This is a genomic window from Ensifer sp. ENS09 (genome assembly GCF_014852425.1).
Classification (GTDB): Bacteria; Pseudomonadota; Alphaproteobacteria; order Rhizobiales; family Rhizobiaceae; genus Ensifer.
In genome coordinates, this window is the sequence record NZ_JACVBP010000001.1 from 1,075,738 (window position 1) to 1,093,686 (window position 17,949).

Genomic DNA, 17,949 nt, shown 5'->3' on the forward strand with positions numbered 1-17,949 from the left:
TGCCAGCCGAAGGACGGACCCTTGAGCGAGATCAGACTTTTCGTCACCACCACCGAGAAGCAGGCGGAAGCCGTGCTCGACCGCATGAGCGAGGTCTTCGGCGAAGAGGACTATGCCATCGGCACGACGGAAGTCGACGAGAAGCGCGACATCTGGGAAGCCTCGATCTACATGATGATGGTCGACGAGGAGAGCGTGAACGAGCGTCTCACCGAGGCCCTCTCCGAAAACTTCGCCCATCTGCCGATCGAGCGCGAAGTGCTGCCGGATATCGACTGGATCGCCAAGTCGCTCGAAGGCCTGGCGCCGGTGCGCGCCGGCCGCTTCGTCGTGCATGGGTCGCATGACCGCGACAAGGTCAAGACCGGCGAGATCGCCATCGAGATCGACGCCGGCCAGGCCTTCGGCACCGGCCACCACGGAACGACTGCCGGCTGCCTCGAAGTGCTGGCCACCGTCGCGCGCACCCGCACCGTGAAGAACGTGCTCGATCTTGGCACCGGCAGCGGCGTGCTGGCGATTGCCGCCTGGAAGCTGATGCGCGTGCCGGTGCTCGCCACCGACATCGACCCGATCGCCACCCGCGTCGCCGAAGAAAACGCCCGCGTCAACGGCGTCGTCACCGGCATGACCTTTGCGACGGCCCCCGGCTTCCACTCGACCGCCTTCAGCGCCAACGGCCCGTTCGACCTGATCATCGCCAATATCCTCGCGCGCCCGCTGATGAAGATGGCGCCGCAGCTCGTCGCCAACCTCGCCCCCGGCGGCACAGTAATCCTGTCAGGCATCCTCGCCGAGCAGCGCTGGAAGGTGCTCGCCCACTACAACGGCCAGAACATGCGCCATGTCCGCACCATCTGGCGCAACGGCTGGGTGACGATTCACCTGGAGAAGTGAGGGTTTCGCGCGACGGTCGCCAAACGCGACCGAGCCACCCCTCACATTCATTGTTGAAGTAGAAGCCCCGCATCCGGCTGCCGCCACCTTCTCCCCGCAAGCGGAACGAAGGGACGATGCGGCACGGCCTTACCCACCGATTTCGACGCCAAATTGCCAAACCACTGCCAACCCGGGCTCCCTGCCCCCGAGAGGCCGCGCAAGTCCCCTCGCCCCGCCTGCGAGGAGAGGGTGAAGGGCTCGCTCGCTCCAGCATGGTGCAGGACCACAGCTGCCAAGAGGTCAGGAAAAACGAAAAGGCCGCCTCGTCCTTCATGACGGGCGGCCTTTCGAAACTAAGGCGATGCCAGAGGCATCGCCTACTGGTTGGCTTGTGGCCAACCATGTCCGCGAGCCTGAGGAGGAGGAGTGCTCGAGCGGACGCCTACTGTTCCGAAGCTGACCACCCTTGAGGGAGGAGGAGAACAGAGTGACCAACTATTCTCGGAACCGCAGCTTTTTGAACCACCGGATGTTCGTCCGTGTTCGTTGAGGCGGCTTATAAACTATTATTCCGATAGAGAAAGGGTTTTCTGAGCATGGGTGCCATGCGCTGAGCGCATATGTATGGTAAATGGGCAATTGCTCTCCTATCGCAGCACAACTGCAGCTTTGCACCAACCGCGGACCAGGCCGCCATCGCAGGATATCGCCTCTTTCCTCCAAAGGGCCGTTTCCGCTAACATGGCCCATCTTTTCCCGCGGTTTGCCGCTCAATCTACCGGAATTCCCTCATGTTTCAGTCTTTTGAAGTCACCTCCACGCCTCAGTTCGGCAAGGAGCGCACCGAAGCCGTGCGCGCGTCCTTCGCGGCCCTCGGCATCGACGGCTTTCTCGTGCCGCGCGCCGACGAGTTCCAGGGCGAGTACGTGCCGGCCTCGTCCGAGCGCCTGTCCTGGCTGACCGGCTTCACCGGTTCGGCCGGCGTCGCCCTCATCACGAAACGTGAAGCCGTCGTCTTCGTCGATGGACGCTACGTCACCCAATTGAAGGAACAGGTCGATGGCGCGGTCTTTACCGGTGGCGACCTCATCGGTGAGCCGCCGCATCTCTGGCTGGAAAACCATGGAACCAAGGGCTTCAAGCTCGGCATCGATCCCTGGGTACACACCGGTGCGGAAGTCCGGCGGCTGGAAAAGGCGCTCGCCACCCTCGGCGGTTCGCTCGTCTTCCTCGATCACAACCCGCTCGACAGGATCTGGACGAACCGTCCGGCTGCCCCGCTCGGCAAGGTGACGATCCAGCCGATCGAGCATGCGGGCACGCTCGCCAAGGACAAGATTGCGACGATCGCAGCCGGCCTTTCCAAGGCGGGCGCCGAAGCCGTCGTGCTGACCGACCCCTCCTCCGTCGCCTGGACCTTCAACATCCGCGGGTCCGACGTCCCACACACGCCGCATCCGCTGGCTCGCGCCATCATCCACGCCGACGGTCGCGCCGAGCTTTTCCTCGACAAGCGCAAGACCGGCGTCGAGCAGGAAGCCTATCTCACTCAGATCGCCGATATCGTCGCACCGTCGACCTTCGACGATCGCTTGGCCGCGCTCGGCACTGCCGGCGCGTCCGTCATGATCGATCCGGACCTCGCCTCCTTCGCCATTTCCGAGCTGATCCGCGCCAAGGGCGGCAAGATCGTCGAGGCGGTCGACCCCGCCCGCCTGCCCCGCGCCCAGAAGAACACGGCCGAAATCGAAGGCTCGACCCGCGCCCATCTGCAGGATGGCGCCGCCATGGTCGAGTTCCTCGCCTGGCTCGACGGCCAGCAGCCGGGCACGGTGACCGAGATCGCTGCTACCAACCAGCTGGAAGCGGCGCGCACCACCGTCGGCGAGCGCATGCAGAACCCGCTGAAGGACATCTCCTTCGACACGATCTCCGGCGCCGGCGCGCATGCAGCGATCATGCATTACCGCGTCAACACCGCCACCGACCAGGCGATCGAGGCGGGCACCATGTTCCTGATCGATTCCGGCGCGCAATACATCAACGGCACCACCGACATCACCCGCACGGTCGCCATCGGCGCGGTGCCGGAAGAGCAGAAGCGCTTCTTCACCCTGGTACTGAAGGGCATGATCGCGATCAGCACGGCGCGTTTCCCCAAGGGCTCGCGCGGCGTCGATCTTGATCCCTTGGCGCGCATCGCGCTCTGGAAGGCGGGCGCCGACTATGCCCACGGCACCGGCCACGGCGTCGGCTCCTATCTCTCGGTGCATGAGGGGCCGCAGCGCATCGCCCGTCTTTCGACGCAGGAACTGCTGCCCGGCATGATCCTATCCAACGAGCCCGGCTACTACCGCCCCGGCGCCTTCGGCATCCGCATCGAAAACCTCATCGTCGTGCAGCCGGCAACGATGGTCGACGGTGGCGACCTGCCGATGCTCGGCTTCGACACGATCACCTACTGCCCGATCGACCGCCGCCTGGTGCTGCCGGCGCTGTTGACCGACGAGGAACTCGCCTGGTTCAACGCCTATCACGCCGAGACGCGCGAAAAGCTGATGCCGCTGCTGGCGAGCGACGAGACCCGCGCCTGGTTGAAGGCCGCGACGGAAGCGCTCTCACGCTGAGTCAGTCGCCGACCGACACAATAAAAAACGCCGCGCTCCTTGAGCGCGGCGTTTTTCATTTCCGGTATCGGACGTCGATTGGCCCTACATCACCAGGTGGCGGATCACCATCACTACGACCCAGCCGATGACAAGCATGCGCAGCGTCGAGAGGTTCAGCCCGAGCGCGATGGCAAAGGCGATGAACATGGCGATCGTGACGTCGAGCCCACCATAGACGAAGGCCGGCGCCACGAGCGTGGTGAGAACGGCTGCCGGAACGGCGTTCAGCGCCGCCTCCAGCCGCGGCGGGATCTGCTTCATCTGGGTGATCAGGATGTAGCCGCCGACACGCGTCAGGAAGGTCGCAACGGCCGCGGCGACGATCAGATAGATGAGGTTGAGGTGCTGCGGATCCATCATCATGCCTCCTTCTCGACAGCCGGCGCTGCAGCCTGCCCGCTTGGCGGCAGGATGGCGGCGAGCAAGATGCCGGCGAGCGCACCGATGCTGACATGCCAGGGCGAGCCGACGAAATGCATGCCGGCGACGGAAGCCAGCCCCGAGACGATGACGATCGGCAGGAACCGGTCCCGCTTGCGGAAGCCCATGACAAGGCCCATGAAATAGACCGGCAAGAGCACATCGAGGCCGATTCCCTTGGGATCGCCGATCATCTGCCCGAAGATCGCGCCGACCAGCGTGTTGATGATCCAGGGAACGTAGATGATCAGCCCGAAGCCGAGATACCAGGCAAAGGTGATCGGCAAGCCGCGCTCACCGCGCTTCTCGGTCTCGGCATATTGCGGATCGACCAGCAGGAAGAAGGCGAGGAACTTCTGCCCGAAGGTGAAGTGCCGGACATATTTGGCGATCGAGGCCGAATAGAGCACGTGGCGGAAGTTGACGGCAAAGACCGAGAGCACCACCAGCCAGGGCTGGACATGGTTGCCGAAGAGCTCGATGCCGACCATCTGGCTGGCGCCGGCATAGACGGTCGCGCTCATGAAAACCGCATCGGCAATGGTAAAACCGTTATCGACCGCAAGCGCCCCGAACAGCGCGCCAAAGGGCGATGCTGCCAGCATGATGGGAAAGCCGCCGCGGACCCCTTCCCAGAATTCATCTTTTTTCATGGAAACCTCCGCCGGCCGAGGCGATGACGCGCCGCGCGGCCGGTGCCGGACTGATAGGCGCTTGCGCCCCCGGCAACAATTCAAATGCGCTGATACAATGATTGAATTTTATGATGCCTCGGCGAACGAGGCTTGAACAAAAGGCGCACCGATCAAGAAACCGGTACGCTTTGTCGCTTGGAACATGCGGCCCGCGCGGGCCAGCTGCCGCCTACTTCTTGACCTGGAACGTATGCTCGATACCGGGGAAGGTGCGCGCCTTCACCTCGTTTGCATATGCCTCGGCCGCCTTGGAGATGGCCGGTGCCAGTTCGGCGAAATGCTTGACGAAGCGCGGCTTGAAGTCGTTGAAAAGGCCGAGCATGTCGTCGGAAACGAGGATCTGGCCATCGCAGGCCGGCGATGCGCCGATACCGATCGTCGGCGAGCGCAGCTCGGCGGTAATCTCGCGGGCGACCGGCTCGACCGTCCCCTCGATCACGATGCCAAACGCGCCGGCATCGTCGATCGCCTTGGCGTCGCGGCGGATCTTTGCCACTTCCTTGTCGTTGCGGCCGACCGAGCGATAGCCGCCTGTCGTGTTGACGAGTTGCGGCATCAGCCCGACATGGCCAAGCACCGGAATGCCGCGGCTGACGAGGAACTCGACCGTCTCGGCCATCTCCGCCCCGCCCTCGAGCTTCACCGCGCTGCAGCCGGTTTCCTTGAGGATGCGCGCGGCACTGCGGAACGCCTGCTCCTTCGATTCCTGGTAGGAGCCGAAGGGCATGTCGACGACGACGCAGGCCCGCTCCGACCCGCGCATGACCGCCTGGCCATGGGCGATCATCATTTCCAGCGTGACGCCGACGGTGGTGTCGAGCCCATAGAGCACCATGCCGACGGAATCGCCGACCAGCAGGAAATCCACATGCGGATCGAGCAGCCGGGCGATCGGCGTCGTATAGGCCGTCAGGCTGACGATCGGGCGTTCGCCCTTCAGCGCTTCGATGTTGGCGGGGCTGAGACGACGCTTCTGTGACTGCACGCTCATGTCAGGCAACCTTTGCAAAGGACGCGGATTTCGGGGCGATCACACGGTTGTCGAGCAGCTTCGTCGTGCCGAAGCGGACGAAGAGAAGCAGCAGCACCGGCCGGTCGCCGATGGTTTCAAGCGTCTCCAGCGTCTCGGGATCGCGGACCGCCACGACCTCGGGCTTCGCCAGCGGCTCGCCCGCAAGGAAGGCGGTCACGGCCTTTTCGAGTGCCGCGACATCGTAGACGCCGGATGCGACGAGACGGGCCGCCTCATCGAGCGCCTTCGGCACGATCGCCGCCGCACGCCGCTCTTCCGCCGTAAGGTAGACATTGCGCGACGAGCAGGCGAGCCCGTCGGCCTCGCGGACCGTCGGCACGCCGATGACGGTCACCGGCTGGGCAAGGTCCTCCACCATGCGGCGGATGATCTGCAGCTGCTGGAAATCCTTCTCGCCGAAGTAGGCACGATCGGGCCCGACGATGTTGAAGAGCTTGGTAACGACCGTGGCGACTCCGGCGAAATGGCCGGGGCGCACCGCGCCCTCGAGCTCGCTGCCGAGCGTCGGCACGTCGACCGCAGTCTCCATCGGCCGCGGATACATGTCGGCCACACCGGGGGCGAAGAGATAGTCGACGCTGCCCGCTTCGAGCATCGCCTGGTCGCGAGCGAGATCGCGCGGATATTTGGAGAGGTCTTCGTTGGCGCCGAACTGCAGCGGATTGACGAAGATGCTGGCCACGACGATGTCGTTTTCCTCGCGCGCCCGGCGCATCAGCTCCATATGGCCGACATGCAGGTAGCCCATGGTCGGCACGAAGCCGACGGTCTGGCCGGCACGTTTATGCTCGGCAAGCGCTGCACGCAGCTCGGCGATGGTGGTGAACGTCTTCATCTCCGGACCCTCCAATCCGCGCCGGCGCCCTGCCCTTTGGGATGCTGGCGCGCTGCCTTCGGAGATGGTCGCGACCTGCTCCGTGAAAAGGCATTTGCATAAAATTCGGCTGCAATCCTCTATCTTGTGCAGCGCAAAAAAACAATCGGATTGATGACAGGTTGATGACGCGCGGCCGCGCTTGACTTCCACCGACAGCCTGTCACGGTTGGCCATCGATGCCACCTGCAACCCACGCTGGAGAGCGAGATGAAACCCTGCCTGCGCCTTCTCGGCCTTCTTGTCCCGACGCTTGCCTTCGCCGCGGCCGCCGAAGCCAAAATCCCGCTCGTCAACGCCACCTGCCCCGGCAAGATCGAGGTCCATGCCGACGAAGGCGGCCCGATCTACATCAATGGCAAGGAAGCGAAGCTCAAGGTGTTCAACGAGAACTACTACGAGGCCAAGGGTGCGGGCGTTACCATCTCGCTCAGCATCAATCCCGACGGCTCGCCGAGCGTGTCCTACACCGGCAAAGGCGGCGCCAACGGCATCTGCACCGTGAAGTGACAATGGCACCAAGCCGCGGCGCGCCTTCGCGCGTCCTTTGAGGCTGCACGCAGCCGCTAGCACCGTCGATCCAATAGCAGCTTCGACGCAGGCCCCGCTCCGCTTGAAAACCTGAAGTTGCGCCCCACATCCGCCAGGCTCGAAAAAATCTTTGAGCCGATGTCGGGACCGTCGACCGGCGTTCGTCCTTAGGGCAACTCCAGGAAAAGTGCGACGCGGTTTTTCGTCCGGAGTTGCGTCAATCAAAGAGTTGGATCGCTTCGCGGTTTCGGAAAAACAACGAAGTGATCAGATCCGTAAAACACAAAATCCATTCCAAGGAGCATTTCATGCGCATGATTTTCGTAAACCTGCCGGTCAAGGACCTGAAGGCCTCGCGCGCATTCTTCGCCGCGCTCGGCTTCACCTTCAACGAGCAGTTCTCCGACGATACGGCCGCTTGCACTGTGATCTCGGACAATATTTTCGTCATGCTTCTGACCGAACCGAAGTTCCGTGACTTCATCACCGGCGAGATCAGCGATGCCCGCAAAGGCACCGAAGTCATCACCGCCCTTTCTGCCGGAAGCCGCGCCGAATGCGACGACATGCTCGCCAAGGCGCTCGCTGCCGGCGCCAAGCCCTGGAAGCCGGCGCTCGACTACGGCTTTATGTACGGCATTTCCTTCCAGGACCTCGACGGCCACGTCTGGGAGTTCATGTGGATGGACCAGGAAGCAGCCCAGCAGCAGGGCTGATGATCTCAGGCATGCCCGCCGAACCTTGCGCCTGCCGCCCAAAGCGGCGGGCGTTTTTGTGTGATGGAATGGTCGCAGTGCCGGCCAGAGCTTCCGGTCGACGCTCGATTTGAGAAGAAAGCGGTCGGTAAATCCGATAGTTGGGACGGAATACGAAAGGCGAGCGGACGCAGCTTCGCTTGCAAGCATTGAGAATGAGGAACCCCATGTCCACGAAGGTCGAAGCCAAGCATTGGTCCAAAGTCGAGCTTCTGCACGAGACCGTGCGCAACCCGAACATCCATGTGCGCGGCACCAACAGCTACTACAGCAACGCCTGGACCGGACCCTTCGAGGAGAGTGTCGTTCGCTACCTCTATGGCGACGACTACAGCCTAAAGGCCTGGGAGCCGCAATGGCCAATCGATCAGCTGCGGATCGGCGACTATGTCGCGATTGGCGCCGAAGCGGTGATCCTCATGGGTGGCAACCACACCCATCGCACCGATTGGGTGAGCCTATATCCCTTCCTCGAAGTGATCGGCGAAGCCTATGTCGGCAAGGGCGACACCCTCATCGGCGACGGCGCCTGGATCGGCATGCGGGCCATGATCATGCCGGGTGTGACGCTGGGTGAAGGCGCCGTCGTGGCGTCGGGCGCCATCGTCACGAAGGACGTTGCACCCTACACCATCGTTGCGGGGAACCCTGCCCGCCCCGTCCGCCAGCGCTTCCCCGCGGCCGATGTCGAGACGCTGCTTGCGCTCGGCATCTACCGGTGGGAACGATCAAAGTTCGACGCGTTGCGCCGTTTCATCTGCGCCGACGATATTGCCGCCCTCAAAGCCGCCTCCGAAGAGTACGACAGCAGGCAGGCTTAACGACGCTCCACCGATTGCCAACCGGCGGGGATCACCCGCCGATCAGCGCCAGCCACTCGTCCTCGTCCATGGTCGCGACACCGAGTTCGCGGGCCTTGTCGAGCTTGGAGCCGGCCCCCGGGCCGGCAACCACGATATCCGTCTTCTTCGATACGGATCCGGCCACCTTGGCGCCGAGGCCTTCCGCCTTGGCCTTGGCCTCGTCGCGCGTCATCTTTTCAAGCGAACCGGTGAAGACGACCGTCTTGCCGGCGACCGGGCTGTCGCTGGCGACCGGTGTTTCCGCCGCCTCCGGCGTCACCTCGGACAGCAGCCGGTTGACCACTTCGAGGTTGCGCGGCTCCTTGTAGAACTCGACGATGGCGCGGGCGACGACCTCGCCGATGCCGTCGATGCTGTTGAGTTCGTTCCAGGCGTCGCCCGTAAACGTCGAAGCCTCGCTCATCGCCGTGCCGAAGTGTTCATAAGTGCCGTAGGAGCGCGCCAAGAGCTTCGCCGTCGTCTCGCCCACATGGCGGATGCCGAGCGCGTAGATGAAACGCTGCAGCGCGATCGAGCGGCGCGTATTGATGGCGTCATAGAGCTTGCGCACGCTGACACGGCCGAAGCCGTCGATGTTTTCGAGCTTGGTGAGCGACGCCTCCTGGCGCTTCTCCAGCGTGAAGATGTCGGGCGCCGTGCGGATCGAAAGCGTCGGATCCTCGCTTTCGAAGAAGAACTCGATCTGCTTGGAACCGAGGCCCTCGATGTCATAGGCGTTGCGCGAGACGAAGTGCTTGAGGTGCTCCACCGCCTGGGCGCGGCAGACGAAGCCGCCGGTGCAGCGGCGCACCGCATCCACCTTGCCGGTCTTCTCGTTGATGTCGCGCACCGCATGGCTGCCGCAGACGGGGCATGTCGTCGGGAAACGATAGGGCTCGGAGCCTTCCTTGCGCTCGTCCATGACGACATCGACGATCTGCGGAATGACGTCGCCGGCGCGCTGGACGATCACCATGTCGCCGATGCGGATGTCCCTGCCCTCGCGGATGGGCTCGCCCGAATTGCCGAGACCCTTGATGTAATCCTCGTTGTGCAGCGTCGCATTGGTGACGACGACGCCGCCGACCGTGATCGGCTCCAGGCGCGCAACCGGCGTCAGCGCGCCGGTGCGGCCGACCTGGATGTCGATTGCGGTGAGCCGGGTAAATGCCTGCTCGGCCGGAAACTTGTGGGCCGTCGCCCAACGCGGCGAGCGCGAGCGGAAACCGAGGCGGGCCTGCAGGTCGAGCCGGTCGACCTTGTAGACGACGCCGTCGATGTCGTAGTCGAGATCCGGCCGTTCGCGCTCGATATGGTGGTAATGTTCGAGCAGCGCATCGGCCGAGGAGAGCCGCTGCATCAGCGGGTTGACCGGGAAGCCCCAGGACTTGAAGACCTCGACCATGCCCATCTGCGTATCGGCGGGCATGTCCGAAATCTCGCCCCAGGCATAGGCAAAGAAACGCAGCTTGCGGCTCGCCGTCACCTTGGCGTCGAGCTGGCGCAGCGATCCGGAAGCCGTATTGCGCGGGTTGACGTAGAGCGGCTTGCCGAGCGCCGCCATTTCGGCATTGAGGGCGGCAAAATCCGACTTCGCCATGTAGATTTCACCGCGCACCTCGACGATGTCAGGCGCGCCGGCCGGCAGCGTCTGCGGGATCATGCCGATGGTGCGGATGTTGGCGGTGACGTTTTCCCCCGTCGTGCCGTCGCCGCGGGTCGCGGCCGTCACCAGCCGGCGGTTCTCGTAGCGCAGCGACATGGAGAGCCCGTCGATCTTCGGCTCCGCGGTAAAGGCAATCGAATTGTCAGGCAGCTGACCGAGGAAGCGATAGACCGAGGCGACGAAATCGCGGGCGTCCTCGTCGGAAAACGTGTTGTCGAGCGACAGCATCGGCCGGGCATGAACGACCGGCTGGAAGGTGACGGAGGGGGCGGCGCCCACCTTCCTCGACGGGCTGTCCTCGCGGATCAGCGCCGGAAAACGCGCCTCGATCGCGTCGTTGCGCCGCTTCAGCGCGTCATAGTCCGCATCCGAAATCTCAGGCGCGTCCTTGCCGTGATAAAGCGCGTCGTGGCGCGCAAGCTCAGCCGCAAGAAAGGCAAGCGCTTCGGCCGCTTCCGCTTCGTTGAGATTCTCGACGGGTTTCAATTCTTGGGACATGCGCGACAACTCCGGATTCGGAGTCGTTTTGTAGAGCAACCGCTGGGAAAGAAAAGACCGTCCGGCGCCGTCAACTCACGCGCCCGTGGCATTGGCCCTCCCCGTCGCGAGCCCGCCAAGCGGCCGGACATCCAGCTCGCACCAGCGTTCATAGCGCTTCTGATAGCGGCCGCGGATGGCCTCGAGGTCCTTTTTCTGGACGCCACGCTTGCAGTAGATCCATTTGCCTTTCGCCTCGCCACGCATAACCCGGCTGACCGGCTGCAGGCCGAACATCTTCAGGATCGCGGCCCCGCCCTTGTCCCAGCCGATGCTGTAGATGTCGATGCCATCGGGCGGGAACGTGTGGTGTTCGAGGATCGCCGAGACCGTCGCCCAGACGAGGATGCCGTTCTGCCGGCGACGCTCGACACGCATGGAATCGAGCAGGAAGCTCAGGTTGAGGATGGTCGCGAGATAGACGACTTTTGCCTTTCGCGCCTGTGGGTGGGCGAGCAGGCCGCTCGCCAAGAGATTGTCGAAGGCATAGTGGCCCTGCAGGAACAGTTTGAAGTGGTTCTTCTCGAAGGCGTAGTAGTCGATGAAGCCGAAGATGTTCTCGTCGGGATCCTGGAGGCAGATCAGGCTGTAGGGATCGGAATGGAACGCTTTCATATCCTCTTCGGGATCGATCGCGCCGCTGCGAAACACACCCTGTGCCTTGCGGACCACATCGTAGGCGACCGCCGTCGGCGCCGGGACGCGGACAAGATAGGAACGGTCCCCACGCGCGCAGGGCGCCACAAGCGCCAACGGCGTGGCTTCGTCCACGTTCGGCGGTTGAGGATCGGCCACCTCCTCCGCCGGCCCGAACTGTGAGGCACGTCTTAGCCTTGCGACAAGGGTTGCTGCAATCACGGCGATCGCAACGCACGCGACTACCCCGAAGCCGCCCAATTCCTGGTTCGCGTCCCTTATGGTCAGGATAAGGCCGGCATAGGCGAGCGCGATGAGCAGGATCAGTTCCGGATGCGCACGCATCTGCGCAAACCGGATCTCCAGTCTATGCTGAAGTTTCTCCCACATGATCGAAGTGCCCCAACCGCAGAGGAAATAGAACACGGGTGCAGCGGCGCAACAATTCAACCAAAAGGCTTAGGAAGCCCAAGCCCGTGGGCTCGGATGGGCACTCTGAGGAGATCGCATCCTAAAGCCGCCAATGTTTCCACTTGGCGGCAGGACGATCTAGCCGTTGCCGGAAAGCAGGCGAGCGGCTGCCGCCCTCGCCTCTTCGGTGATCGAGGCGCCGGCAAGCATGCGGGCGATTTCCTCGGTGCGCGCCTTGTCGTCCATGCGGGCGACACGGGTGGAAATCATCTCGGCCTTCTCGGCCGAAGGGCCCTTGGAGATCAGGAGATGCGTTGCCGCGCGGGCTGCGACCTGCGGCGCATGGGTGACGGAAAGCACCTGAACCGTCGCCGAAAGCCGCTTCAGCCGCTGGCCGATGGCGTCGGCCACCGCACCGCCGACACCGGTGTCGATTTCGTCGAAGACGAGCGTCGGCGCCGAGCCGCGATCGGCAAGCGCCACCTTCAGCGCAAGCAGGAAGCGCGAAAGTTCGCCGCCCGAGGCGACTTTCATGATCGGCCCCGGCCGCGTGCCGGGGTTGGTCTGGACGTGGAACTCGACAAGGTCGATGCCGTCGACCGTCGGCAGTGACGGATCGCTTTGTACCTCGACCATGAAGCGTGCGCGCTCCAGCTTCAGCGCCGGTAGCTCGGCCATGACGGCATCGGAAAGTGCTGTCGCGGTATGGCGACGCTTTTCGGAAAGCGAGCGCGCGGAAGCGTCGAACGCCACCCGCGCCACGCCGACCTGTGCATCGAGCTGCTTCAACTTTTCCTCGCCGGCATCGAGATCGGCGAGATCGGAAATCATGCGGACTGCAAGCGCCGGCAGTTCCGTGACCGGAACCGAATATTTGCGGCTGGCGGCACGCAGCGCGAACAGCCGCTCCTCCACCCGCTCCAGTTCCTTCGGGTCGAATTCCGTATTGCGCAGCGCCCGCTCGACCGACATCTGCGCGTCCGAAAGCTGGTTGAGCGCTCCATCGAGCAGTTCGACCGTTTCTTCGAGCAGGCCCGGCGCCTCCTGGCTCTTGCGCTCGAGACGGCGCACGAGCGAGGCGATCAGCGGAACCGGCGACGCGTTGCCGTTGAGGAACTCCGAGGCCTCGTTGATGTCGCCGGCAATGCGCTCGGCCTTCATCATCCGCGCCCGGTTCTCAGCAAGCTCGTCTTCTTCGCCGTCGCGGGGGCTGAGCTTCTCCAGTTCTTCGACCGAGGACCGCAGATAGTCCGCCTCGCGCGCGGCCGCCTCGACCCGCTCGCGGTGTTTCTTCAGGCCGCGCTCGGCATCCTTCCAGGCGCGATAGAGTTCGCTCACATGCGCCGCTTCGTCGGCGGTGCCGCCGAAGGCGTCGAGCAGCGTGCGGTGCGCATCAATGTCGACGAGCGCGCGGTCATCGTGCTGTCCGTGGATTTCGACGAGCGTCTGCCCGAGCTGGCGCATCAGCTGGACGCTGATCGGCTGGTCGTTGACATAGGCCTTGGTGCGGCCGTCGGCCGACTGGACGCGACGGAAGATCAGGTCTCCGTCGTCGTCGATGCCGTTTTCCCTGAGCATCAGCCGCGCCGAGTGCCCCATCGGTACGTCGAAGACCGCCGTCACCTGCCCCTTGTCGGAGCCGTGGCGCACGAGCGAGCCGTCGCCGCGCCCGCCAAGGGCCAGCGACAAGCTGTCGAGAAGGATGGACTTGCCGGCCCCGGTTTCGCCGGTCAGCACCGAGAGCCCGGCGTCGAAATTGAGATCAAGCCGTTCAATCAGGACGATATCGCGGATCGAAAGCTGGGCAAGCATCCGGGGTCATATCTTCCTAGAGGGCGCTGATTAAGATCAGGCGCCGACGAGTTTCTTGGCGGCACGCGAGATCCAGGAGTTGCCGCTTTCACGTGGCTCCAGGCCACCCGACTGCAGCAGCTTGAACGAATCGGAGTACCACTGGCTGTCCGGATAGTTGTGGCCGAGAACGGCGGCAGCGGTCTGCGCCTCCTGGGTCACGCCCATCGCGAAGTAGGCTTCCGTCAGACGGGCGAGCGCCTCTTCCACCTGGTTGGTGTTCGGGTACTGCTCGATGACGACGCGGAAACGCGACACGGCGGCAAGGTATTCCTTGCGCTCGAGATAGTAGCGCCCGACCTGCATTTCCTTGCCGGCCAGCTGGTCGCGGGCAAAGCGGATCTTCGACTTGGCGTCGTCGACATATTCGGAGTCCGGGTAGCGGTCGACGACCGCCTGCATGGCTTCGATCGCCTTGAAGGCCGGCTTCTGGTCCTGCGTCACCGCCGGGATCTGCTTGGTATAGGCGAGACCCTGGATGTACTGCGCATAGGCCGCGTCTTCCGACTGCGGATAAAGATTGAGGTAGCGGCCGGTGGCGTTGATCGCCTCCTGGTACTGACCGTTACGATAGGAAACGAAGGCGTTCATGACCAGTGCCTTGCGGGCATATTCCGAGAACGGATGCTGGCGGTCGAGCGCTTCGAACTTGCGCGCCGCCTCAGTCGTCTTGCCTGCATTGAGGTTGGCAAGGCCCTGATTGTAGAGCACTTCCGGCGGATCGGTCTCCGCCGTCAGCTTGGTGATGTCGATATCGGGATCGTTCTGGCAGGCGGTGATCAGGGCGCTGCCGGCAACAGCCGCGACAATGACGGCGGCGACGCGCGCTGACTTCTTCAAATCCACAGAAACTGCAAGAACCATCGGATATTCCCGTTCCACTCTGCGGGCATGGACCCCGCCAGACATGCGCTTTTAGAGCAAGTTACCTTCAGACCGCAACGTCATGATCGGTGATTCATGCAAATTTGTGGCAGCTCTATCATGAAAATGCCGGCCTTTCGGCCGGCGACTGGAGGAGATGATGACTTTTCTTGTTATGCGGACCAGGGCGCGAAGCCCGGAGCTGCCACTGCAACCATATCGCGCGCGCGGGTACGCTGGCGCGGGGTTGCCGTTTCGACGACTTCGTAGGCCGTCGGGTCGCTGAGCAGTGCCTTCAGCGCGTTGGCGTTCATCTTGTGGCCGCCGCGGTAGGAGCGGTAGCAGCCGATGAACGGCGCGCCGGCGAGCGAGAGGTCGCCAACCGCATCGAGCGTCTTGTGGCGCACGAATTCGTCGGTGTAGCGCAGGCCCTCGACGTTGATGACGGCGTTGTCGTCGGAAATGACGACGGAGTTTTCGAGCGAGGAGCCGAGTGCGAAGCCGGCGGCCCAGAGGCGTTCGACATCACGCATGAAACCGAAGGTGCGGGCACGCGACAGTTCGCGCTTGAAGACGGACGGCGTCATGTCGCCCTTCCAGGCCTGGCGGCCGATCAGCGGGCAATCGAAATCGATCTCAACCTCGAAGCGCATGCCGTCATAGGGCGTGAACTCCGACCAGGAGGCGCCTGATTCGATACGCACCGGCTTGACGATGCGGATGTAGCGACGCTTGACCGCAAGGGCGCGAACACCCACCAGCTCGATCGCGTCGATGAAAGGTTCGGAGCTGCCGTCCATGATCGGCATTTCGGCGCCGTGCACTTCGACCGTGAGGTTGTCGAGACCGAGCGCGTAGATCGCAGCCATGACATGTTCGATCGTGGCGATCGAGGTCGCCGGCGACATGCCGAGAACAGTGCAGAGATCGGTGTTGCCGACCTGCGAGGAAACCGCCTTGTATTCGCTGACCCGGCCGTTGGACAGGACGCGCTGGAAAACGATGCCCGCGTCGGCTTCGGCCGGGTGGAAGGTGATCGACACTTCCGCACCGGAATGAACGCCAATTCCCTTGAGCGTTACCGGGCTTGCAATCGTCGTCTGAAACCCGAGCAATTCGATTCCCATTCTCGTCACTTTCAATACCTGTGGCCGATGGCCAAAACCTGCTGGTGGACGCAACAATCTTCAGGGCACAAGAAAGATGCCCGAGAGTCCCGGCTCAACGACCGGTCCTCTGCGTTTCGAACAGACAGCGCTTGATCGAATCGCATGCGTCCCCAATTCCGAGTCTGAAAATAGGAGTTTGGAGGCACCATTCCAAATCACTGTTCGTTTCGCTTTGTTACGCATTTGCGACGGTCCGTAACATGGAACCAAACACCTGAAATGATGAACAAAATGCAAAAATGCCCGGGCAGTTGCCCGGGCATTCGGCAAGGTGAAGGAACGGGCCTTCCAATCAGTTCGATTGACGGCGCAGGAACGCCGGGATCTCGAGCTGATCATCTTCTTGCGGGCGCGCCTGCGGCGAAGCGCGACCGTGATCGTCAAGCTGGCCGCGACGCGGCGCATAGAGGCTCGCTTCCGGCGAGAGCGGCCGGCGCTGCTGGGAAGCAGCGGTCGGTGCGGAAGCCGTCATGTCGGCGGCTGCCGGGGTCTGTTCGCGTTCACGCAGGCCAAGCGAGCTGGTGATGCGATTGAGCAGGCCCATCGGGCCGCGCTCTTCCGCGATCGGGGCAGCCGGCTGTGCGCGGCGGTCCATCTCGGCCTTTACGACCGGCGGGAAGTCTTCGACCTTCGGCATGCGAACCTGTTCCGGCTGCTGGCGCATGACCGGAGCGACGGGCTCCTGGCGCATGATCGGCTGCGGCTGGGGCTGAACCGGCTGCATCTGCGGCTGCGGCTGGCGCATGACCGGAGCGGCTTCTACCGGTGCAGCACCGGCGAAAAGCTTGCTCTGGGGACGAAAGTTGTCTTCGTGCATCGGCTGCTGAACCGGAGCCTGGGCCTGCACCTGGGCGGCGCGCGTGGCGATGTCGAGCTCGCGTTCCATTTCGGCTTCGCGGATGGCGGCGGCGATCTGGTCGGCGGTAGCCTGCTGCTGCATCGGCTGCTGAACCGGCTGGGCGACAGGCTGCTGCATCACCGGCTGGTGAACCGGGGCCGGCTGGTGCTGGGCAACGGCCTGCGGCTGCTGGGCCGGAACGGCGGCAGACGGACGGACGACCGGCTTTGCTGCTACCGGACGAAAGTCGGCGGAACGACCCGCCACCTCCGCGGCCGTACGGTCGATGCCGGTGGCAACGACCGAGACGCGGATGAGGCCTTCGAGATCTTCGTCGAAGGTCGCGCCGAGGATGATGTTGGCATCCGGGTCGACTTCTTCGCGAATACGGGTTGCCGCTTCGTCGAGTTCGAACAGGGTGAGGTCGCGGCCGCCGGTGATAGAGATCAGCAGGCCCTGCGCGCCCTTCATCGAGGTTTCGTCGAGCAGCGGGTTGGCGATCGCGGCTTCGGCTGCGGCCAGTGCGCGGCCTTCGCCCGAAGCTTCGCCGGTGCCCATCATCGCGCGGCCCATTTCGCGCATCACCGAGCGGACGTCGGCGAAGTCGAGGTTGATGAGGCCTTCCTTGACCATGAGGTCGGTGATGCAGGCAACGCCCGAATAGAGAACCTGGTCGGCCATCGCAAACGCGTCCGCAAAGGTCGTGCGGTCGTTGGCAATGCGGAAGAGGTTCTGGTTCGGGATGACGATCAGGGTGTCGACCGACTTCTGCAGTTCGGCGATGCCCTGGTCGGCGAGCCGCATGCGGCGCGCACCTTCGAAATGGAACGGCTTGGTGACGACGCCGACCGTCAGGATGCCCTTGTTGCGGGCGGCCTGTGCGACGATCGGGGCTGCACCGGTGCCGGTGCCGCCGCCCATGCCGGCGGTGACGAAGCACATGTGGGTGCCGTTGAGGTGGTCGATGATCTCATCGATGCACTCTTCGGCGGCCGCACGGCCGACTTCCGGCTGCGAACCGGCGCCGAGACCTTCGGTGACGGCAACACCCATCTGGATGATGCGCTCGGCCTTGGTCATGGTGAGTGCCTGGGCATCCGTGTTGGCGACGACGAAATCGACGCCCTGGAGGCCTGCGGTGATCATGTTGTTGACGGCGTTGCCGCCACCACCGCCCACACCAAAGACGGTGATGCGCGGCTTCAGCTCCGTGATATCCGGCTTCTGCAAGTTGATAGTCATAGTCCCGTTCCTTCTGTTTTCTGGCCGCCTTGCCGAG

15 protein-coding genes are annotated in these 17,949 nt (G+C 63.6%); 5 read left to right on the forward strand and 10 right to left on the reverse strand.

The genetic code is table 11. From position 1 onward, the window contains the following. The first annotated feature begins 21 nt into the window (after nucleotides 1-21). Nucleotides 22-897 (forward strand): 50S ribosomal protein L11 methyltransferase, encoded by an 876-nt coding sequence (locus tag IB267_RS05445; protein ID WP_192446725.1) that lies wholly within the window; start codon nucleotides 22-24, stop codon nucleotides 895-897. 773 nt (nucleotides 898-1,670) lie between these two features. Continuing rightward, nucleotides 1,671-3,506, forward strand: coding sequence for an aminopeptidase P family protein (locus IB267_RS05450; RefSeq protein ID WP_192446726.1), 1,836 nt, complete (start codon nucleotides 1,671-1,673; stop codon nucleotides 3,504-3,506). An 84-nt stretch (nucleotides 3,507-3,590) separates the two neighbouring features. On the opposite strand, the gene IB267_RS05455 is transcribed toward IB267_RS05450, so the two are convergent. The 4 genes from IB267_RS05455 to panC all read right to left on the reverse strand — a co-directional run bounded on the left by IB267_RS05455 (nucleotide 3,591) and on the right by panC (nucleotide 6,531). Then, nucleotides 3,591-3,905 carry an AzlD family protein gene (locus IB267_RS05455; RefSeq protein WP_043615991.1) on the reverse strand — a complete coding sequence of 105 codons (315 nt, stop codon included), beginning with the start codon at nucleotides 3,903-3,905 and terminating at the stop codon, nucleotides 3,591-3,593. 2 nt (nucleotides 3,906-3,907) lie between these two features. Beyond that, entirely contained in the window at nucleotides 3,908-4,621 is a 714-nt protein-coding gene (locus IB267_RS05460) for an AzlC family ABC transporter permease (RefSeq protein WP_192446727.1), read from the reverse strand. 211 nt (nucleotides 4,622-4,832) lie between these two features. Beyond that, on the reverse strand, nucleotides 4,833-5,654 hold the full coding sequence (gene panB / locus IB267_RS05465; protein WP_192446728.1) for a 3-methyl-2-oxobutanoate hydroxymethyltransferase: 822 nt from the start codon (nucleotides 5,652-5,654) through the stop codon (nucleotides 4,833-4,835). Nucleotide 5,655: 1 nt separating this feature from the next. Further along, nucleotides 5,656-6,531, reverse strand: coding sequence for a pantoate--beta-alanine ligase (panC, locus tag IB267_RS05470; protein ID WP_192446729.1), 876 nt, complete (start codon nucleotides 6,529-6,531; stop codon nucleotides 5,656-5,658). 249 nt (nucleotides 6,532-6,780) lie between these two features. On the opposite strand from panC, the gene IB267_RS05475 reads away from it, so the two are divergent. The 3 genes from IB267_RS05475 (at nucleotide 6,781) to IB267_RS05485 (ending at nucleotide 8,677) form a co-directional block, all read left to right on the forward strand. Continuing rightward, nucleotides 6,781-7,080 (forward strand): hypothetical protein, encoded by a 300-nt coding sequence (locus IB267_RS05475; RefSeq protein ID WP_192446730.1) that lies wholly within the window; start codon nucleotides 6,781-6,783, stop codon nucleotides 7,078-7,080. 329 nt (nucleotides 7,081-7,409) lie between these two features. Further along, nucleotides 7,410-7,817: a VOC family protein gene (locus IB267_RS05480; RefSeq protein ID WP_192446731.1), complete on the forward strand. Its 408-nt coding sequence runs from the start codon at nucleotides 7,410-7,412 to the stop codon at nucleotides 7,815-7,817. A 206-nt stretch (nucleotides 7,818-8,023) separates the two neighbouring features. Further along, nucleotides 8,024-8,677: a CatB-related O-acetyltransferase gene (locus tag IB267_RS05485; protein ID WP_192446732.1), complete on the forward strand. Its 654-nt coding sequence runs from the start codon at nucleotides 8,024-8,026 to the stop codon at nucleotides 8,675-8,677. A gap of 31 nt (nucleotides 8,678-8,708) precedes the next feature. Here IB267_RS05485 and ligA read toward each other — a convergent pair whose 3' ends face one another. The 6 genes from ligA to ftsZ form a co-directional block, all read right to left on the reverse strand. Next, a complete protein-coding gene (gene ligA, locus IB267_RS05490) occupies nucleotides 8,709-10,862 on the reverse strand; it encodes an NAD-dependent DNA ligase LigA (RefSeq protein ID WP_192446733.1) in 2,154 nt (717 codons plus the stop codon). A 75-nt stretch (nucleotides 10,863-10,937) separates the two neighbouring features. Then, entirely contained in the window at nucleotides 10,938-11,927 is a 990-nt protein-coding gene (locus tag IB267_RS05495; RefSeq protein ID WP_192446734.1) for a hypothetical protein, read from the reverse strand. Nucleotides 11,928-12,086: 159 nt separating this feature from the next. Then, a complete protein-coding gene (gene recN / locus IB267_RS05500) occupies nucleotides 12,087-13,760 on the reverse strand; it encodes a DNA repair protein RecN (RefSeq protein WP_192446735.1) in 1,674 nt (557 codons plus the stop codon). A gap of 36 nt (nucleotides 13,761-13,796) precedes the next feature. Beyond that, the gene (locus tag IB267_RS05505) at nucleotides 13,797-14,663 is read right to left on the reverse strand and encodes an outer membrane protein assembly factor BamD (protein WP_043615925.1); all 867 of its coding nucleotides are present in this window, start codon (nucleotides 14,661-14,663) and stop codon (nucleotides 13,797-13,799) included. 173 nt (nucleotides 14,664-14,836) lie between these two features. Continuing rightward, a complete protein-coding gene (gene lpxC, locus IB267_RS05510) occupies nucleotides 14,837-15,790 on the reverse strand; it encodes a UDP-3-O-acyl-N-acetylglucosamine deacetylase (protein WP_192446736.1) in 954 nt (317 codons plus the stop codon). A gap of 334 nt (nucleotides 15,791-16,124) precedes the next feature. Beyond that, the gene (ftsZ, locus tag IB267_RS05515; RefSeq protein WP_192446737.1) at nucleotides 16,125-17,912 is read right to left on the reverse strand and encodes a cell division protein FtsZ; all 1,788 of its coding nucleotides are present in this window, start codon (nucleotides 17,910-17,912) and stop codon (nucleotides 16,125-16,127) included. Nucleotides 17,913-17,949: the final 37 nt, after the last annotated feature.